At 65.8% G+C, this 15797-nt stretch carries 18 protein-coding genes; 7 read left to right on the top strand and 11 right to left on the bottom strand.

Going from position 1 to position 15797, the window contains the following annotated elements:
• Window positions 1–15: 15 nt before the first annotated feature.
• Genes ACO07I_RS26370 through ACO07I_RS26355 form a run of 4 tightly spaced genes read right to left on the bottom strand, consistent with a single transcriptional unit; the run spans window position 16 to window position 3736 of the window.
• Window positions 16–753 (bottom strand): ABC-type transport auxiliary lipoprotein family protein, encoded by a 738-nt coding sequence (locus ACO07I_RS26370; RefSeq protein ID WP_422012760.1) that lies wholly within the window; start codon window positions 751–753, stop codon window positions 16–18.
• Window positions 750–1784 carry an MlaD family protein gene (locus ACO07I_RS26365; RefSeq protein WP_422012758.1) on the bottom strand — a complete coding sequence of 345 codons (1035 nt, stop codon included), beginning with the start codon at window positions 1782–1784 and terminating at the stop codon, window positions 750–752. The genes ACO07I_RS26370 and ACO07I_RS26365 overlap by 4 nt, the downstream gene beginning before the upstream one ends.
• A 6-nt stretch (window positions 1785–1790) precedes the next feature.
• Window positions 1791–2606: an ABC transporter ATP-binding protein gene (locus ACO07I_RS26360; protein ID WP_422012756.1), complete on the bottom strand. Its 816-nt coding sequence runs from the start codon at window positions 2604–2606 to the stop codon at window positions 1791–1793.
• Complete coding sequence (locus ACO07I_RS26355) at window positions 2606–3736, bottom strand: MlaE family ABC transporter permease (protein ID WP_422012754.1); 1131 nt, start codon at window positions 3734–3736, stop codon at window positions 2606–2608. The genes ACO07I_RS26360 and ACO07I_RS26355 overlap by 1 nt, the downstream gene beginning before the upstream one ends.
• 94 nt (window positions 3737–3830) lie before the next feature.
• On the opposite strand from ACO07I_RS26355, the gene ACO07I_RS26350 reads away from it, so the two are divergent.
• Window positions 3831–4646, top strand: coding sequence for a polyphosphate kinase 2 family protein (locus tag ACO07I_RS26350; protein ID WP_422012752.1), 816 nt, complete (start codon window positions 3831–3833; stop codon window positions 4644–4646).
• Window positions 4647–4662: 16 nt separating this feature from the next.
• On the opposite strand, the gene ACO07I_RS26345 is transcribed toward ACO07I_RS26350, so the two are convergent.
• Window positions 4663–5523 (bottom strand): 23S rRNA (adenine(2030)-N(6))-methyltransferase RlmJ, encoded by an 861-nt coding sequence (locus ACO07I_RS26345; RefSeq protein ID WP_422012750.1) that lies wholly within the window; start codon window positions 5521–5523, stop codon window positions 4663–4665.
• 83 nt (window positions 5524–5606) lie between these two features.
• On the opposite strand from ACO07I_RS26345, the gene ACO07I_RS26340 reads away from it, so the two are divergent.
• Both ACO07I_RS26340 and ACO07I_RS26335 read left to right on the top strand, forming a co-directional pair.
• Window positions 5607–6545 carry an acetamidase/formamidase family protein gene (locus ACO07I_RS26340; RefSeq protein WP_422012748.1) on the top strand — a complete coding sequence of 313 codons (939 nt, stop codon included), beginning with the start codon at window positions 5607–5609 and terminating at the stop codon, window positions 6543–6545.
• Window positions 6546–6574: 29 nt separating this feature from the next.
• Window positions 6575–7681, top strand: coding sequence for a PLP-dependent cysteine synthase family protein (locus ACO07I_RS26335; RefSeq protein WP_422012746.1), 1107 nt, complete (start codon window positions 6575–6577; stop codon window positions 7679–7681).
• A gap of 5 nt (window positions 7682–7686) precedes the next feature.
• Here ACO07I_RS26335 and ACO07I_RS26330 read toward each other — a convergent pair whose 3' ends face one another.
• The 5 genes from ACO07I_RS26330 to ACO07I_RS26310 all read right to left on the bottom strand — a co-directional run bounded on the left by ACO07I_RS26330 (window position 7687) and on the right by ACO07I_RS26310 (window position 11588).
• Complete coding sequence (locus ACO07I_RS26330; protein WP_422012744.1) at window positions 7687–7974, bottom strand: hypothetical protein; 288 nt, start codon at window positions 7972–7974, stop codon at window positions 7687–7689.
• A 68-nt stretch (window positions 7975–8042) separates the two neighbouring features.
• Window positions 8043–9254, bottom strand: coding sequence for an MFS transporter (locus ACO07I_RS26325; RefSeq protein WP_422012742.1), 1212 nt, complete (start codon window positions 9252–9254; stop codon window positions 8043–8045).
• Between the two features lie 94 nt (window positions 9255–9348).
• Window positions 9349–9792 carry an NfeD family protein gene (locus tag ACO07I_RS26320; protein ID WP_422012740.1) on the bottom strand — a complete coding sequence of 148 codons (444 nt, stop codon included), beginning with the start codon at window positions 9790–9792 and terminating at the stop codon, window positions 9349–9351.
• A 6-nt stretch (window positions 9793–9798) separates the two neighbouring features.
• Window positions 9799–10758: an SPFH domain-containing protein gene (locus ACO07I_RS26315; protein WP_422018384.1), complete on the bottom strand. Its 960-nt coding sequence runs from the start codon at window positions 10756–10758 to the stop codon at window positions 9799–9801.
• Window positions 10759–10823: 65 nt separating this feature from the next.
• Window positions 10824–11588, bottom strand: a complete 765-nt coding sequence (locus ACO07I_RS26310) for a glutamine amidotransferase-related protein (RefSeq protein WP_422012738.1) — start codon at window positions 11586–11588, stop codon at window positions 10824–10826.
• A 91-nt stretch (window positions 11589–11679) separates the two neighbouring features.
• Here ACO07I_RS26310 and ACO07I_RS26305 point away from each other — a divergent pair, with 91 nt between their 5' ends.
• Both ACO07I_RS26305 and ACO07I_RS26300 read left to right on the top strand, forming a co-directional pair.
• Entirely contained in the window at window positions 11680–12291 is a 612-nt protein-coding gene (locus ACO07I_RS26305) for a 2-hydroxychromene-2-carboxylate isomerase (RefSeq protein ID WP_422012736.1), read from the top strand.
• A 260-nt stretch (window positions 12292–12551) separates the two neighbouring features.
• The gene (locus ACO07I_RS26300; protein ID WP_422012734.1) at window positions 12552–13109 is read left to right on the top strand and encodes a hypothetical protein; all 558 of its coding nucleotides are present in this window, start codon (window positions 12552–12554) and stop codon (window positions 13107–13109) included.
• A gap of 74 nt (window positions 13110–13183) precedes the next feature.
• Here the strand turns inward: ACO07I_RS26300 and ACO07I_RS26295 are convergent, their stop codons facing one another.
• Window positions 13184–14149 carry a fatty acid desaturase family protein gene (locus ACO07I_RS26295; RefSeq protein WP_422012732.1) on the bottom strand — a complete coding sequence of 322 codons (966 nt, stop codon included), beginning with the start codon at window positions 14147–14149 and terminating at the stop codon, window positions 13184–13186.
• Between the two features lie 65 nt (window positions 14150–14214).
• Here ACO07I_RS26295 and ACO07I_RS26290 point away from each other — a divergent pair, with 65 nt between their 5' ends.
• Together ACO07I_RS26290 and ACO07I_RS26285 are read left to right on the top strand one after the other, a co-directional pair.
• Window positions 14215–15114 carry an alpha/beta fold hydrolase gene (locus ACO07I_RS26290; RefSeq protein ID WP_422012730.1) on the top strand — a complete coding sequence of 300 codons (900 nt, stop codon included), beginning with the start codon at window positions 14215–14217 and terminating at the stop codon, window positions 15112–15114.
• Window positions 15111–15725, top strand: coding sequence for an NAD(P)-dependent oxidoreductase (locus tag ACO07I_RS26285; protein ID WP_298308302.1), 615 nt, complete (start codon window positions 15111–15113; stop codon window positions 15723–15725). The genes ACO07I_RS26290 and ACO07I_RS26285 overlap by 4 nt, the downstream gene beginning before the upstream one ends.
• Window positions 15726–15797 lie beyond the last annotated feature (72 nt).

Raw genomic sequence — 15797 nt, 5'->3', positions numbered from 1 at the left:
CGCGCTTCTCCCCTCCTATTCGTCCGTATACGGCACCATCGAGGCGTCGTGGCCCTTCGGGCAATTGGCGCTGTCGATGACGGCGTTGGCCGGATTGCGATAGCGCGCAATGTCGTAGGGCGCGAACTCGCTCGGCGGCTGCGTCGGGGGCGTCCGAAGCGTCCAGGACACCAGTTGCTTGATCACGCTGCCAAGGGCCTGGTCGAAGGCCTCGACGACTTTCGGCACCTTGTCGGCGCGCGCCCGAACGCAGCGTTCGAATGAGGCGACGCCGATGATCTGCCGGTCGGGCATGCGCACCAGCTTGGCAATGATGCGAACCTTCACGATCGGCGGCATGCCGTAGAAGTACATCGCCTCGAAATTGCGCAGGTCGGGCTGCAGCACGTAGTTCGCCCGCAGCGCGATCGACTCGCGCGACACGGCGACGATCTTGCGTGTATTCTCGAAGGAATCGACGATCCGGGTCTGCACCATCAGCGGCGCCCGGTCGGTCCATGCCACCTTGGCATAGTAGTCCGTCGAGGTCGGCGTCATGGCGATGGCGATGCGGCCGGTATCCAGGTTCGCCGCCGCCACCGGCGCCTCCACCGCGAGCTGCCAGTAGACCGAGGGCAGATCGGCGTCGAAGGTGCTCTTGGGCGAGACGGTGTAGAGGTCGGTCGGATCGCCCACCGAATCGACGGCGCTGACGAAGGAGCAGCCCGACAGGAGGGCGATGGCGGCCGCACAGGCAGCCAGGCAACGGATCATTTCGGCGTGTATCCCTGCTTGCCGCTGAACACGAAGTTGGCCGGGTCGCGCTCCAGTCGTGTGGCGATGACGTTCAGGTTGGCGGTGAGCTGGCGCAGATCCCGCAGCGCGAGCGAGAACTCCGTGAGCCCGATTTCGGTGAAATTCTTGATCGGGCGGCTGTTGTCCGTCACCAGCTTGTTCAGCTGGTTGGCGGCGGCGTTGATGTTGGCCAGCGCAGCGCGGGTCTCGTTCAGTGTCTTGCGAAGTTCACCCGGGTCCTTGCCGGCCAGCGCCTTGCGCGTTTCGGCATCCTGGGGGCCGATTTCCTGCGCAATCAGCGTGAACGATTCGGAAAGTTCGTTCAGCTTGGTGAAGGTCTTGCGGAAATCGGCGATCGCGCCCGGCAGTTCAGCCAGCGTCGTCTGAATGGCTCCATCGGATTTGGCAAAGGCGTTCGTCGCCGTCTGCAAGTTGCGCAGCGTGTCCGTGACAGCGCCGATATTGTCCGGGCTCAACAGGTCGTTCAGCCGGTCGACCGTGGTGCTGGCCTTGGTCAGCAGCTCCTGGGCCGAGGTCGAAGTCGCCTGCAGGAACGAGGCGCCTTCGCGAATCTCCGGATAGGGTTTGTCGCCGAGCTTCTTCTTGGGCTTCACCTGATCGACGTCGAGGCGCCCCACGATCTGGATGAAGGGGGCGCCGGCGATGAACGGCTTCTCGAAAACGGCATAGGAGCGGTCGCGGATGTCGATCGACCAATCGACCGCCACCGTGACTTCGATCTTTTCGGTGAGGCGTTCCCGGCCGGTCGACCGCTGGGTCTCCGCCCTCGACGTGAGCTGGATGTCCGCAACGCGTCCGACGCGCAGACCGCGATAGAAGACGGGCGAATCCTTTGTCAGTCCCTGCACGTCGCCGGAAAAGAGGATGTCATAATAGGCATACGACGTGCGATCGCCCGCGCGCAGCTTCCAGATGACGAATCCGGCCAGGGCGGCGACGAACAGGATCATCGCCGCGCCAATCAGCACGTAGGGCGATTTTCTTTCCATCCGATACTACTTCTGCTCCCGCCGCGCTGCGCGCCCACGCGGTCCGTGGAAGTATTCCCGGACCCAAGGATGGTCGTATTCCAGCAACTCCGCCATCGTACCCACCACGACGCGCTTGTCGAGAAGGACTGCAATGCGGTCGCAAATTGCATTGAGGCTATCGAGGTCGTGCGTGACCATCAGGACGGTCAGGCCGAGATTGTGGCTAAGGCCCTTCACCAGCTCGTCGTAATGCGAGGCGCCGATCGGATCCAGACCGGCCGTCGGCTCGTCGAGGAACAGGAGTTCCGGATCGAGCGCCAGCGCCCGGGCCAGACTGGCACGTTTGCGCATGCCGCCGGAAAGTTCCGACGGCTTCTTCTCGCCAGTATCGCCCGGAAGACCGACCAAGGCCACCTTGAGGGCGGCGATGTCGCGCATGGTCTGCTCTTCGAGCTCGGCATGCTCCCGGATCGGGACGATGATGTTTTCGGTGACGCTGAGCGAGGAGAACAGCGCGCCATCCTGGAACTGGACGCCGGTACGGGCCAGCATCTGGCGCTGCGCTTTGCCCTGCAGGGTGCTGGTATCGACCCCGAGCATCTCGATCTTGCCCTCGCGCGCCTGGTTCAGGCCGATGATGGTTCGAAGAAGGACCGACTTGCCGGTCCCCGAACCGCCGACCAGACCGACAATCTCGCCGCGGAATACGTCGAAATCTAGATGGTCGTGGATCACCTTGTCGCCGAATTGGGTGCGGATGCCCCGCAGGCGCAGCACGACTTCCCGGCCATCGCGGTGATCGACGATCTGCCCCCCTTCCAGCTTGGCGCCTTCGGGCATCAGACGCCGGCGAGCAGGAAGATGATCGAGAACACGGCGTCCAGCACGATCACGCAGAAGATCGATTCCACCACCGATTTGGTCGTGAGCTGGCCTACGCTTTCGGCGCTGCCGCGGACCTGCAGCCCTTCGAAGCAGCCGATGGTGGCAATCACGACGCCGAAAACCGGCGCCTTGATCATGCCGGTATAGAAATGCCATGCACCCACAGTGTCGCGCAGCCGGTCGAAAAACTGCACGAAGGTGAAGTCGAGATAGATGGTGCAGGCGACCGCGCCGCCGAGCAGGCCCGCCATGTCTCCCCAGAAGGCGAGCAGCGGCATCGAGATCAGCAGCGCGCTGATGCGCGGCAGGACCAGCCATTCGACGGGATTGAGGCCGATCGTGCGCATCGCATCGACCTCCTGGTTGACCTGCATGGTGCCGATCTGGGCCGTGAAGGCGCTGCCCGAGCGGCCCGCGACGATGATCGCGGTCAGGAGCGGCCCCAGCTCGCGGAACATGCCGATGCCCACCGCCTCGACGGTGAAGGTCTCGGCCCCGAACTGGCGAAGCTGCTGCACGCCCTGGTAGGCGATGACCACGCCGATCAGAAAGCACAGCACGCCCACGATCACGAGGGCGCGAATCCAGACCTCGTACATCTGCCGGATGATGGCGTTCGGCCGGAAACGCTTGGGCTGCAGCACGGCCTCGACGAAGACGACGAGGATCTCGCCGAAAAAGGCGCAGAGATTGAGGACCTGTTTGTAGAAGTCGATCGTTCCGTGGCCGATCTCGTCCAGCCAGTGTGCCAGCCAATTGACCCGACGGTCGGGCGGCGCCTGGCACATATTTTCGCGGACAACCTTGAAGAGGGCGGCCTGCGCCTCGTTCCGGGTCTGCACCTCGGCATCGGGCCCGCACCCGGAGATTTCTAGGATCTCGAGCGCCCCGGCCGTGTCGACGCGGCCGACCCCGGTCGCATCGATGGCGGGACGATCCTTCGAGCGGAGGCCGGCGCCCGCAAGAGCGCTCTCGGCCTTCTTGCGGATGCCGCGGACGCTGAACACCGTCCAGGTGCCGCCGACTTCCATGACGGGCTTGCCCGCCCGCTCGGTGTAACGAATTGTGGGTTCCGCTTCGGCCATCGGCGAAGATTAGTCGTCGCGCAGGTTACCGCTGTCAATCTCCGTGCATTGCCTCGACGCCACGCCGCTGTCACGATCCTGGCGGGAGGACCGGATGGGCAAATGGCCACGGCTGGACAAGATCGAGATGATCGACGGTCCGATCGACAAGCAGAGCTACGAACGCCAGATCAAGAAACTGCAGGATCGGCTGCTCGACTTGCAGATTCACGACCTGCGGACCGGGGGACGGGCGCTGATCTGTCTCGACGGCTGGGACGCCGCCGGCAAGGGCGGCATGATCGAGCGGCTGGTGGCGGGACTGGAGCCGAAATCGGTCCAGGTCTGGCGCATCGGCGCGCCCACTCCCGAAGAACAGGGCCACCACTACCTCTGGCGCTTCTGGAACCGGCTGCCGGCCCCGGGCAACTGGGCGATTTTCGACCGCACCTGGTACGGTCGGGTCCTTGTGGAGCGTATCGAGGGTTTCTGCGAGAAGTCCGCCTGGGAGCGCGCCTACCGCGAGATCAATGAATTCGAGCGCCAACTCGCCGACGATGGCGTGCGCATCGTGAAGCTGCTGGTGCATGTCAGCGCCGAGGAACAGAAGCGGCGGATGATCGAGCGACTGAGCAAGCCCAGCAAGCACTACAAGATCGGCCTCGAGGATTTCCGCAACATCGCCAAGCGCAAGCAGTATCTCGATGCCTACGATGACATGCTGGAACGCACCGACACCGAACACGCTCCCTGGCATGTCGTCGCCAGCGACGAGAAGATGCATGCCCGGCTCGAGGGCCTGAAGATCATCGCGGACCGGCTGGGTGAAGGCGTCAAGATCGAGAGCCGCGCGCTGGACCCGCGAATTCTCGAAGCCGCCTACGAAACTTGGGGATGGCGGCCGGAGAAGAACGCCGACGGCAAGAAATAGCCCTGCCCTCGTTGCATCATGCCTGGGCCGGCGCCTCGGTCGGCGAAGCGAAGACGTTCGATCTCGCGCCGTCCCCGAGACGCGCGGCGATCCAGGGCAGTGCCTCCCGCATGGCCTCTTCGAACTTCCAGGGCGGATTGATCACTATGAGCCCGCAGGCTGCGAGCTTTCCCTCGGGGGTCCGAGGGCCCAGGTCGAGTTCCAGGCGCAGGTAATTCCCTTCCGCCAGCGATGCCAAGAAGGAGGCGACGGCCGCCTCGTCCTTGATCGGATACCAGATCGCAAAGCAGCCGGTGGCCAAGCGGCGTAGCCCGTGGCGAACCGCCCGCGTCAGCACCTCGAACTCGTCGGTCGCCTCGAAGGGCGGGTCTATCAGCACCAGGGCGCGGCGCTCGACCGGCGGCAGTGTCGCCTTGATCGCATGGTACCCGTCTGCTTGGCGAACTTCGACGGCCCGGTCGCCGGCAAACTCACGCTTCAGCAGCAACGCCTCTTCGGGATGCTTCTCGCAGGCGATGAAGCGGTCGCCGGGCCGCAGGGCCACCCGGACCAGTCGCGGCGAGCCGGGATAGCGATGGAGCGCACCGCCCGGCGGCCCGAACTTGCGATCGTAGGCCTGAACTGCCGCGAGATAGCGGCCGATGGCGGCGGGCATCCCGGTTCGGCTCTCGCTCATCAGGCGTCCGATTCCGGTCTCCGCCTCGCCCGTACGGCGCGCCTGAGAGCCGGCGAGGTCGTAGCCCCCGGCGCCGGCATGGGTGTCGAGCACGAACAGCTTCTTGTCCTTGGCCGTCAGCAGGCGCAGCAGCTCGCAGAGCGCGGTGTGCTTCAGCAGGTCGGCGAAATTGCCGGCGTGATAGCCGTGGCGATAGTTCACGGAAGACTTTCTGGTCCGATTTGAGATGATTCCCCGGGCACGGTATGTGCTTCGGGCGCAGGACACTACAATTGAGGATCGAAATGGCCAACCACGAGCTGCATTCTTCGCCCGAGACCTGCCACTGGGGCTATTTCGACAGCCAGCTCCCGCCACAGCTTCGCATCAAGTCGGGCGACACCGCCACGATCCACTGCGTGTCCGGCGCCGCCGAGATCCTGCCCGGCGAGCCCTACAACGTGCTGCCCGAGCATCGCGAGATCATCGCCAAGCTTACGCCGCATATCGGTCGGCACATCCTGACCGGGCCCGTCCATGTCGAGGGCGCCGAGCGCGGCGACGTTCTGGCCGTCGAGGTGCTCGACATCAAGTTCCGCACCAACTGGGGCTGGAACGTGCAGCGGCCGCTGATGGGCACCCTGCCCGAGGACTTCCCCTTCTACCGCCTGACCCACATCCCGATCGATTCCAACCGCGGCGTCTGCACCATGCCCTGGGGCACCGAGATCGAGCTCAAGCCCTTCTTCGGCATCATGGGCGTCGCCCCGCCGCCGGAATGGGGCCAGTGCAGCTCGGTCGAGCCGCGCGCCTTCGGCGGCAACATCGACAACAAGCATTTCCGGGTCGGCACCACGGTCTACTTCCCCGTCTTCGCCGATGGCGGCCTGTTCTCGACCGGCGACGGCCACGGCGTGCAGGGCGACGGCGAGGTCAACCTGACGGCGCTCGAGACCAGCCTGAGCGGCACCTTCAAGTTCACGCTGCACAAGGGCATGAAGCTCAACAATCCGCGCGCCGAGACGGCGACCCACTGGATCACCCACGGCTTCGACCAGGATCTCGACGACGCCGCCAAGGAAGCCCTGCGCGACATGATCCGGCTCATCACCGCCAAGACCGGCCTGAAGCCCGAGGACGCCTACATGCTCTGCAGTCTGCAGGCCGACCTGCACGTCACGCAGACGGTCGACGGCAACAAGGGCATCCACTGCATGATCGAAAAGAAGATCATCGGCGGCTGAGGGCATCGGCGGAAACGGGCGAGCGGACCATGACGCACATGCAGCTTCTCGACGAGGCGGTCGCCCGGAACAACGATGCCGAATGGTCACGCCGCGCGCTGGATCTGATCCGCAACGACCAGCGTCGCTCCGCGGATACTCACCTGCTGCGGCTCGACCTGCCGATGCTCGAGGGGATCGACGTCTATCTCAAGGACGAATCGACTCATCCCACGGGGAGCCTCAAGCACCGGCTGGCCCGCTCGCTGTTCCTGTACGGGATCTGCAACGGCCGGATCCGGCAGGACACGCCGATCGTCGAGGCCTCGTCGGGCTCGACCGCGATCTCGGAGGCCTACTTCGCCCGCCTGCTGGGCCTGCCCTTCCACGCCGTGATGTCGGCATCGACCTCGGCGGAGAAGGTCGCCGAGATCGAGCGGCAGCACGGCAAGTGTCATCTCGTCGCCGACGGTCGCGGCATCTACGCCGCCGCCGAGTCTCTGGCGACCGAGTTGCGGGGCGTCTACGTCGACCAGTTCACCTATGCCGAGCGTGCCACCGACTGGCGCGGGAACAACAACATCGCCGAGTCGATCTTCGAGCAGATGAGCCGCGAGCCCCATCCGGTACCGACCTGGATCGTGATGAGCGCGGGGACCGGCGGCACCACCGCGACGCTCGGCCGGTACATCCGTTATATGCGCTACGCCACGAGGCTTTGCGTCGCCGACCCGGAGTTTTCGGCCTTCTTCGAAGCCTTCGCCAAAGGCAATCTCCAGGCAACCTGCGAGCGCGGCTCGCGCATCGAGGGGATCGGTCGGCCGAGGGTCGAGCCCTCGTTCCTGCCCAACATGATCGATCGCATGATGCGCGTTCCGGACGCCCAGTCGCTGGCCGGCATGCGCGTCCTCTCGCGCCTGCTCGGCCGCAAGGTGGGCGGCTCGACCGGCACGAACTTCGTGGCGCTGTGCATCCTCACCTCGCGCATGAAGGCGGAGGGCCGCACGGGGTCCCTCGTGTCGCTGATCTGCGACAGCGGGGAACGCTACGGAAACACCTACTACAATGACGAGTGGGTGGCGGCGCAGGGATTGGACCTCGAGCCGCACGAGCGCGCCCTCGAAGCCTTCCTGAAGGACGGCGACGCCATCATCTAACGGACCTATTGGGCGCGGCGCGACGGCTGCCGAACCGGGGGCGCCGTCGGCTTCGTCGCGATCGGCTCCTCTGTGATCGGGTAGCGCGGCACTTCGCTGATCTCGGTGGAGCCGGGCATCGGCAGGATCGCCTGGTTCTTCCAGTTCGGCCCAACCGTGGCGCCGTTCCCTCCCGCGACCGGCGGGCCGGACTCCTGCATCGTGCTGAAGTCTGAATTGAAACGCTGGGGCTGGGCCAGAGCGGCGCCGCCGGCGACCGCGAGGACGAGCAGGACAGGCAAGGCCACTTTCATCGCACTCTCCGGGTTCTGTTACCGGAACAACTCGAAAGATGGCCCCGCCGTTGCGTAGCCTGCGCAGATTAAGCCGGCTGCGCCTGCGGCCCACGTTGGGCCGAGGATGGGGTCGGGAAGGCCAGCGCGATGGCGACGGCCGCCAGGCCCATGCCGAACGACGCGATGTAGAGATAGCCGTAGCCGTGGAACGTATCGAAGATCCAGCCGCCGACCGCCGGGCCCAGCGCCATGCCGAGGCTGGAGACCATGGCCGCGCCGCCGAACACGGTCCCCATGATGCGCATGGGGAAGTATTCGCGGGCCAGCACGGCATAGAGGGGCATGACCCCGCCATAGGCCATCCCGAACAGGATGGCGACGGCATAGAACTCCCCCGCATCGCGCGTGAAGTAGTAGCTGCCGGCGCCCACCGCCTGGACCATCAACCCCACGACAACCACTCTTCGCGCGCCGAACCGGTCGCCCAACAGACCGAACAGGATGCGGCCGCCGAGGCCCGCCAACCCCTCGACACTGTAGATCGTGACCGCCGTCATGGCCGGCAGGCCGCAGGCCAGCGCATAGCTCACCGTGTGGAAGATCGGGCCGGAATGGGCGGCGCAGCAGCAGAAGAACGTGAGCGAAAGAACGATGAACTGCGGCGAGCGCAGCGCCTGGCCCACCCTCATGCCCTCCCCGCCTTCCGAGGGCATGCCCGGCGATGAGGCCGTGGCCTGCGGCGGACGGCGGACCAGCAGGGCGGCCGGCACCAGCAGCGCCCAGGCACCGATCGCGATCGTCAACATGGCCGTCCGCCAGTCGTGGGTGGAAATGAGCCACTGGGCGAAGGGCGAGATGGTCATGGGCGCCACGCCCATCCCGGCGGAGACCAGCGAGACGGCGAGACTGCGGTGCCGCTCGAACCAGCCGGTCACGGTGGCGATCATCGGCGCGAACACCGCCCCGGCCGCAATGCCCACAACGATCCCGTAGATGAGCTGGAATTCGAGCAGGCTGGAGGCCCGGCTGGCCAGCGCCAGACCGAGGCCCAGCAGGAGCGCGCCCGAGAGCACGACGATGCGTGGTCCGAAGCGGTCGCTCAGCGCCCCCCACCCGAAGGCCGCCACGCCCATCGCCAGGAAATCGAGCGTCATGGCGCTCGAAATGCCGGTGCGCGACCAGCCGGTCGCCTCGGACATGGGCTGCAGGAAGACCGCCAGCGAGAACAGCGCCCCGATCGCCACGCATCCCATCAGCGCGCCGGCGCCGACGATCACCCAGCCGTAAGACCGTTCCATCGCGATCCTCCCGAAGCAGGCCTATAGTTAACCTATTAGTTAACCATAGACAAGTCTGGGGCGGATTATGGAACGCCCGTCGGAATCCCGAGGTTCAGGGCGCCGGCTCCACCACGAGTTCGGTGCCGCTCACCGACTTCACACGCACCTTGGCGCCCTTGACCATGTCGGGCCCTGTCACGCTCCAGCTTCCATCGCCGAGGATGACGCGGCCGCGTCCGTTCAGGATCGGCTCGTCGAGCACGATGATCCTGCCGATCAGGGCCTCGCCGCGGGCATTGAGCGTCGAGGTCCGCGGATTGTCGGCATGCTGCAGGCGGCGCAACGTGCGCCGCAGCCCGACGGCCGCAACGACGGAGATCACCGCGAAGGTCAGGAGCTGTAGCTCGATCGAGAGGTCGGAGACGACCAGCAGGAAGAGACCTGCCGCCGCCGCGCCGATGGCAAGGAACAGGAAGACGACGCCCGGCAGCATCATCTCGAAGACGAGCAGCACGGCCGCGACCGCCCACCAGTACCAGAAGACCACCTTGAACATCGCTGATCAGCCCGCGGGGGGAACGGAACCGCGCGGCCGCGTGGCGTCGACGCCCCGTGCCTGCGCTTCCTTGGCGAGCTCGCCGATGCCGGCGATCGAGGCCATGACGCCGGCCGCCTCGACGGGCAGGAAGAAAACCTTGGCATTGGGACTGGAGCCCATCTTCGACAGCGCCTCGACGTATTTGGTGCCCAGGAAGTAATTGGTCGCCTGCACGCCGTTGCCGGCGATCGCCTCGGCCACGACCGAGGTCGCCTTGGCCTCCGCCTCCGCCATGCGCTCGCGCGCCTCGGCGTCGCGAAAGGCTGCTTCCCGGCGTCCCTCGGCGGTCAGGATCGCCGACTGCTTCTCGCCTTGCGCGCGCTGGATGCTGGATTCGCGAATGCCCTCGGCCTCGAGGATGGTCGCGCGCTTCTCGCGCTCGGCTTTCATCTGGCGGCCCATCGCCACCACGATGTCCTCGGGCGGAGCGATGTCCTTGACCTCGATGCGCAGCACCTTCACGCCCCAGGGGCCGGTGGCCTGGTCGATGACCGCGAGCAGCGTGTTGTTGATGTCGTTGCGCTTCGACAGAGCCTCGTCGAGCGCCATGTTGCCCATGACCGAGCGGATGTTGGTCAGCACCAGGTTGGTGATGGCCTGGTGGAGGTTCTGGACCTCATAGGCGGCGCGGGCGGCGTCAACCACCTGATAGAAGGCTACGGCATCGACCTGCACCGTGGCATTGTCCTTGGTGATCACCTTCTGCGCCGGAATGTCGAAGACATTCTCCTGCATGTTCATCTTGCGGCCGATCGTGTCGATGAAGGGCACGATGAAATGCAGGCCGGGCGCCAGCGTGCGCGTGTAGCGGCCGAACCGCTCGACCGTCCAGTTGGTGCCCTGCGTCACCGTCTTGACGCCGGCGAAGATCAGCACGAGCGCCACGAGGACGACGGCAAGGACGAAAATCAGCGCACCCGATATCATTCAGCGTCTCCTCTTGTTGGCGGAGACACTAGCCCATGACAGGTTGCCGAACCATGGCGCCGCTAGTCGGCGGCGGCGGCGAACTCGACGGCGGGACTGCGGGACTCCCCCGACGCTGCAGCGACTCGCTGGTCGGTGGCGAGCCACCGGTCGAGGAAGCCATTGATCCAGCGGTCGAGCGGCGGATCGTACAGCGCATGCATCGAGAGATGCACGCCGCGCTGCTGCGCGCCCGGCATCTTGAGACGCTCGGCTGCCGAAAGAGTCCAGATGCCCTTCATCTCGAGGGTGACCTCGGGATGGAACTGGAAGCCGAAGGCGTTGGGGCCGCACCGGAACCCCTGAACCGGGTAGCGGTCGTTTGTGGCCAGCAGCTCGCAGCAGTCCGGGATCGTCATGCCCTCGCGATGCCACTGGTAGACCTTCATCGGAGCCCTGAACCATTCACGGCCCGCCTCGGTGGGCTCCACCTCGACATAGCCGATCTCGACCAGCCCTTCGGGATGCGGTCCGACCCGGCCGCCGGCCGCGCGTGTCAGAAGCTGGGCGCCGAGGCAGAGGCCGAGGAAGGGAACGCCGGCATCGACGACCTTGGGAATCCAGTCGAGCTCGCACTTGATGCCGGCCAGGGTGCCGCAATCGTTGGCCGACATCGGGCCGCCGAAGACCACGACCCCCGCATAGTCGGACATGTCCTCAGGCAGGTTGCAGCCCAGATTGGGGCAAAATCTGTGGAGTTCGTAACCGCGCTTTTCGAGCAGCGCGCCGACCCGTCCGGGACGCGAGTGCTGCTGATGCACGACGATGGCGATCTTTTTAGGGCCCATTTCTCTACACTGGCCGGTCGGTACCGTCATGGAATTGCAAGATACGCGCCATGTATGGCAACGACAAGGCGGACGGCTTCTGGAGGACGAAATGGCGCGACAACTCGATTTCTACTTCGATTGCTCCAGTCCGTGGACCTATCTCGCCTTCCACGCGATCCAGCCCCTGGCGCAGGAAGCCGGTGCCGAGATCATCTGGAAGCCGATCCTGGTCGGCGGCGTGTTCAACGCGGTCAACCAGACCGTCTATGAGAGCCGCGCCAAGCCCAATCCACGCAAGCAGGCCTACATGCAGAAGGACATGCAGGACTGGGCCCGCCTCTACGGGCTCGCCATCCGGTTCCCGCCGACGGTCTTCCCCGTGAACAGCGTGAAGTGCATGCGGGGCGCCATTGTGGCGTTGGACCAGGGCAAGCTTCCCGCCTACGCCACCGCCGCCTTCGAGGCCTATTGGGGCGACGATCGCGACCTGTCCAAGGAAGATGTGCTCGCCGACATCGCCACCAGGGCCGGCATCGAGCGGCAGCGCTTCTTCGCAGGCATCGAGACTGATTCGTGCAAAGCGCGGCTGCGCACCAACACAGAGGAGCTGATCGCCCGCGGTGGCTTCGGCAGCCCGACGATGTTCGTCGGCGGCGACATGTTCTTTGGCAACGACCGTATGCCGCTCATCAAGGCCAAGCTCGAGGCCATGCCCGCCTGACGGTTTGGGGCCCCCGCCCGGATGGTGGCCCGCCCCGCCTGCGGCCGCGTCGGGATTTTCCGGATCGCGCCACCGCTTACGGTGGCGAGGCCTAGATTGACCTGCGGTTGGGTATTCGACCGGGCCCTCACCAAAGCTTTACACCGAGAATTGCGGGAAATGGGCGCATCTCGCCCCGCAATTGGTATTAGCGTTTGAAACGGGCGGCTAACTGTTGTACCCGCTGGCGGTTTCCGGCCAACGGCGTTGGGAGTTTGCGGATGTTCAAGAGGCTTACACAGGCGGCAATTCTTACGGGGAGTATGCTCGCCCTGGGCGCCTGTACGCTCGGCGAATCCAAGACAGCGGCTGCGCCGGTGAAGCCGCCGGCGGCGGACTATCAGGCTCCCGTTCCGCCTGCGCCTCCCGCGGGCCAGATCCGGGCGATCTGCTACAACGCAGCGGATCTCGAGATCGTGCGCTCCCGCATGGTCCAGCAGGAACTCCAGGTCGTGACTCTGCAGTGCCAGGGCCCGGGTGGACGCCGCGCCTACGAGCAGGTCTATGCCGATTTCGTCGGCAAGTTCCGCACCGAGTTCGCGACCAATGCCCGCTCGCTGTCCCAGATCGCTGCCCGCAAGCGCTTCAACACGGACGTGTTCGTGACCGAAGTCGCCAACCGCACGGCGCAGCGCGCACCGACCGACAAGGAATTCTGCAGCCGCGGCAAGCGCGCCTTCGACTGGGCGATGGATCCGAAGGTCACGGCCCTCTCGCAGGTGCCGCCGCCGTACGATCTCGGCCCCGAGATGAACATCTACGCCTGCCCGGCTCAGTAAGCAGGCGGTCGGACAGAACGAGACAAGAGGCGGTCCCGCGGGGCCGCCTTTTCTTTATGACAAAGACGGCAAGGCTAGATGTGCTGCGCGGTTCGTGCGCCCGGGCTACGCCCGCCACTTTGTGCCCCGGTGGTCGCGGCCCTGAGCACGGCCAGATAGCCGGGCTTCAGCTCCATGGACAGACGATGGCCCCGATCGAGCAAGGCGCGATGCGCCTGCGGCAGGCGCCAGCACGGCACGAACATGAACAGGTGATGTTCGAGGTGGTAGTTCACCCAGTAGGGCGCCACCAGGAGCCTCATCAGCGGGTTCGCGTAGGTGGTCCGCGTATTGCGCAGCGGATCGTCGTTGTCGGGGACGACGGCATGCTCGGCGATGTTCCGGATGCGGCTCACGAGCTGGTACCAGGTGGCGAGGGGCAGAAGCCACATCACCGGGTAGAGCCACCAGTATCCGGCGGCCGAGAGCCCTGCGAACAGAACGAGGTTCGCGATCAGCGGTCCCTTCTCCTTGCGCCAAAGGTTACCCAGTTGCGTCCCGAGCGGCGCATCGGCTGAACCCAGCGCGCCGCGGATCTGTTCGCCCCGCCGGAGAAACGCGGTCTGCCCCGTCAGGTCGCGCACGATCTTGCGGCGCAGGCTGGCCCGGCTGGTCGGGAACGCAGCCGACAGGGAGAGATCGGGGTCCTCCGCCTGCTGGGTGAAGCGGTGATGCTGCAAATGATAGGGCCTGTAGAGCGCCAGGCTCGTGAACACCGGAAAGGCGCAGAGCCAGCTTCCCACCCTCTCATTGAGCCGGCGGTCGGCGAACAGGAGCCCATGGGCTGCATCGTGCATCAGGATGGCCAGACCGAGCTGGCGTCCACCGATCACCATGACACCCAGCAGGAAAGTGAAGGGGTTGGGCCACCAGACAAACAGCGCCATGCTGCCCGCGATCAGCCCCCAGGCATGCAGAACGAGCAGAGCACCGACGAAATTGGACTTCGCGCCGAGCCTGCGCGTCTGCTCCAGGGTCAGAAAATCGCCGATCCGCCTCATCCTTCGAGGCTGGTCGCGACACGGGCGGCTGTCAACGCTGCCCCAGGGCCGCTATACGTTGCGACATGCTACGCAAAACCATCCGCACAGACGTTCTCGACGTCGCCTACGAGGAGCACGGGCCGGCCGACGGCGCGCCGGTGATCCTGCTGCACGGCTTCCCCTACGACGTGCGCGCCTACGACGAGGTCGCTCCAGCGCTGGCGGCCGACGGCCATCGCGTTCTGGTGCCCTATCTGCGCGGCTACGGCCCCACCCGGTTTCTGTCCGCCGCCACACCGCGGTCGGGCGAGCAGGCGGCGCTGGGTCATGACCTGCACCAGCTGATGGACGCTCTCGGCATCGAGCGGGCCGCGCTCGCGGGCTACGACTGGGGCGGCCGGGCCGCCTGCATCGTGTCGGCGCTGCGGCCCGAGCGCGTGCGCTGTCTGGTGAGCTGCACCGGCTACAATCTGCAGAACATCGCGGCTTCGGTCGAGCCCGCCCCCGCCGCCGCCGAGCACCGGCTCTGGTACCAGTATTATTTCAACACCGAGCGGGGCCGCGCCGGGCTCACCAAAAACCGCCACGACGTCTGCAGGCTGCTGTGGAGCCTGTGGTCGCCGGAATGGAAGTTCGACGAGGCGACCTTCGAGGCGACGGCAGCCTCGTTCGACAACCCGGACTTCGTCGACGTGGTGATCCAGTCCTACCGCCACCGCTATGGCTACGCCAAGGGCGATCCCGCCCTCGAGCCGCTCGAGGCCCGACTGGCGAAGCAACCCACCATCACTGTGCCCACGATCAATCTCCACGGCGCCGCCGACGGCGTCGGGCCGGCGTCGGATCGCGACGGCCAATCCGAAAAGTTCACGGGCGGTTACGAGCGGCGGATGCTGCCACGCATCGGCCACAACGTCCCGCAGGAGGCGCCGGCAGAGACCGTGGCCGCCCTGCGCGACCTCATGAAGGGAATTCCGCAATGACCGCCATCGCCCTGATCGGCTCCACCGGCAATATCGGCAGCCGTGTCCTCGACGAGGCGCTCGCCCGCAAGCACAGCGTCACGGCCATCACGCGCGATGCCTCCAAGCTGAAGCCGCGCCCCGGCATGACCATCCGGCAGGGCAGCACGACCGACGTCGTCTCGATGTCGGCCATCCTCAAGGGGCACGACATCATCGTAGCTTCGGTGAAGTGGAACGAGGCCAGCGTCCATCACGTGCTCGAAGCCGTGCGCAAGAGCGGTGTAAAACGCGTGCTGTTCGTGGTTGGCGCCGGCAGCCTGTTGAGGGCGGACGGCCGCACCCATCTCGACCACATGGCCGACCGCGGCATTCAGCCCCCGACCTCGAAGCCCGCGTCGCTCGCCCTGGAAGAAGTGCGCAAGGCCAAGGACCTGGACTGGACCGCGATCTCGCCCCCGGCATCGATCCAGCCCGGGGACCGCACCGGCAAGTTCCGCCTCGGCAAGGATCATCTGCTCGAGGACGAGGATGGCCAGAGCGCCATCAGCCGCGAGGATTTCGCGGTCGCCATCGTGAATGAGATCGAGAAGCCCAAGCACCTGCACAAGCGCTTCACGGCGGCCTACTGAGCTATGTTGTCATCCTGAGCGCAGCGAAGGATCTTACGGCCGCCGTGCGGTCGTCTGACCGCTATGTGAGGT

Origin of the sequence: Reyranella sp. (genome assembly GCF_965227665.1) — a bacterium.
Classification (GTDB): Bacteria; Pseudomonadota; Alphaproteobacteria; order Reyranellales; family Reyranellaceae; genus Reyranella.
Note: the sequence above shows the minus strand (reverse complement) of the source record. Positions and strands in the feature narration are given on the sequence as shown.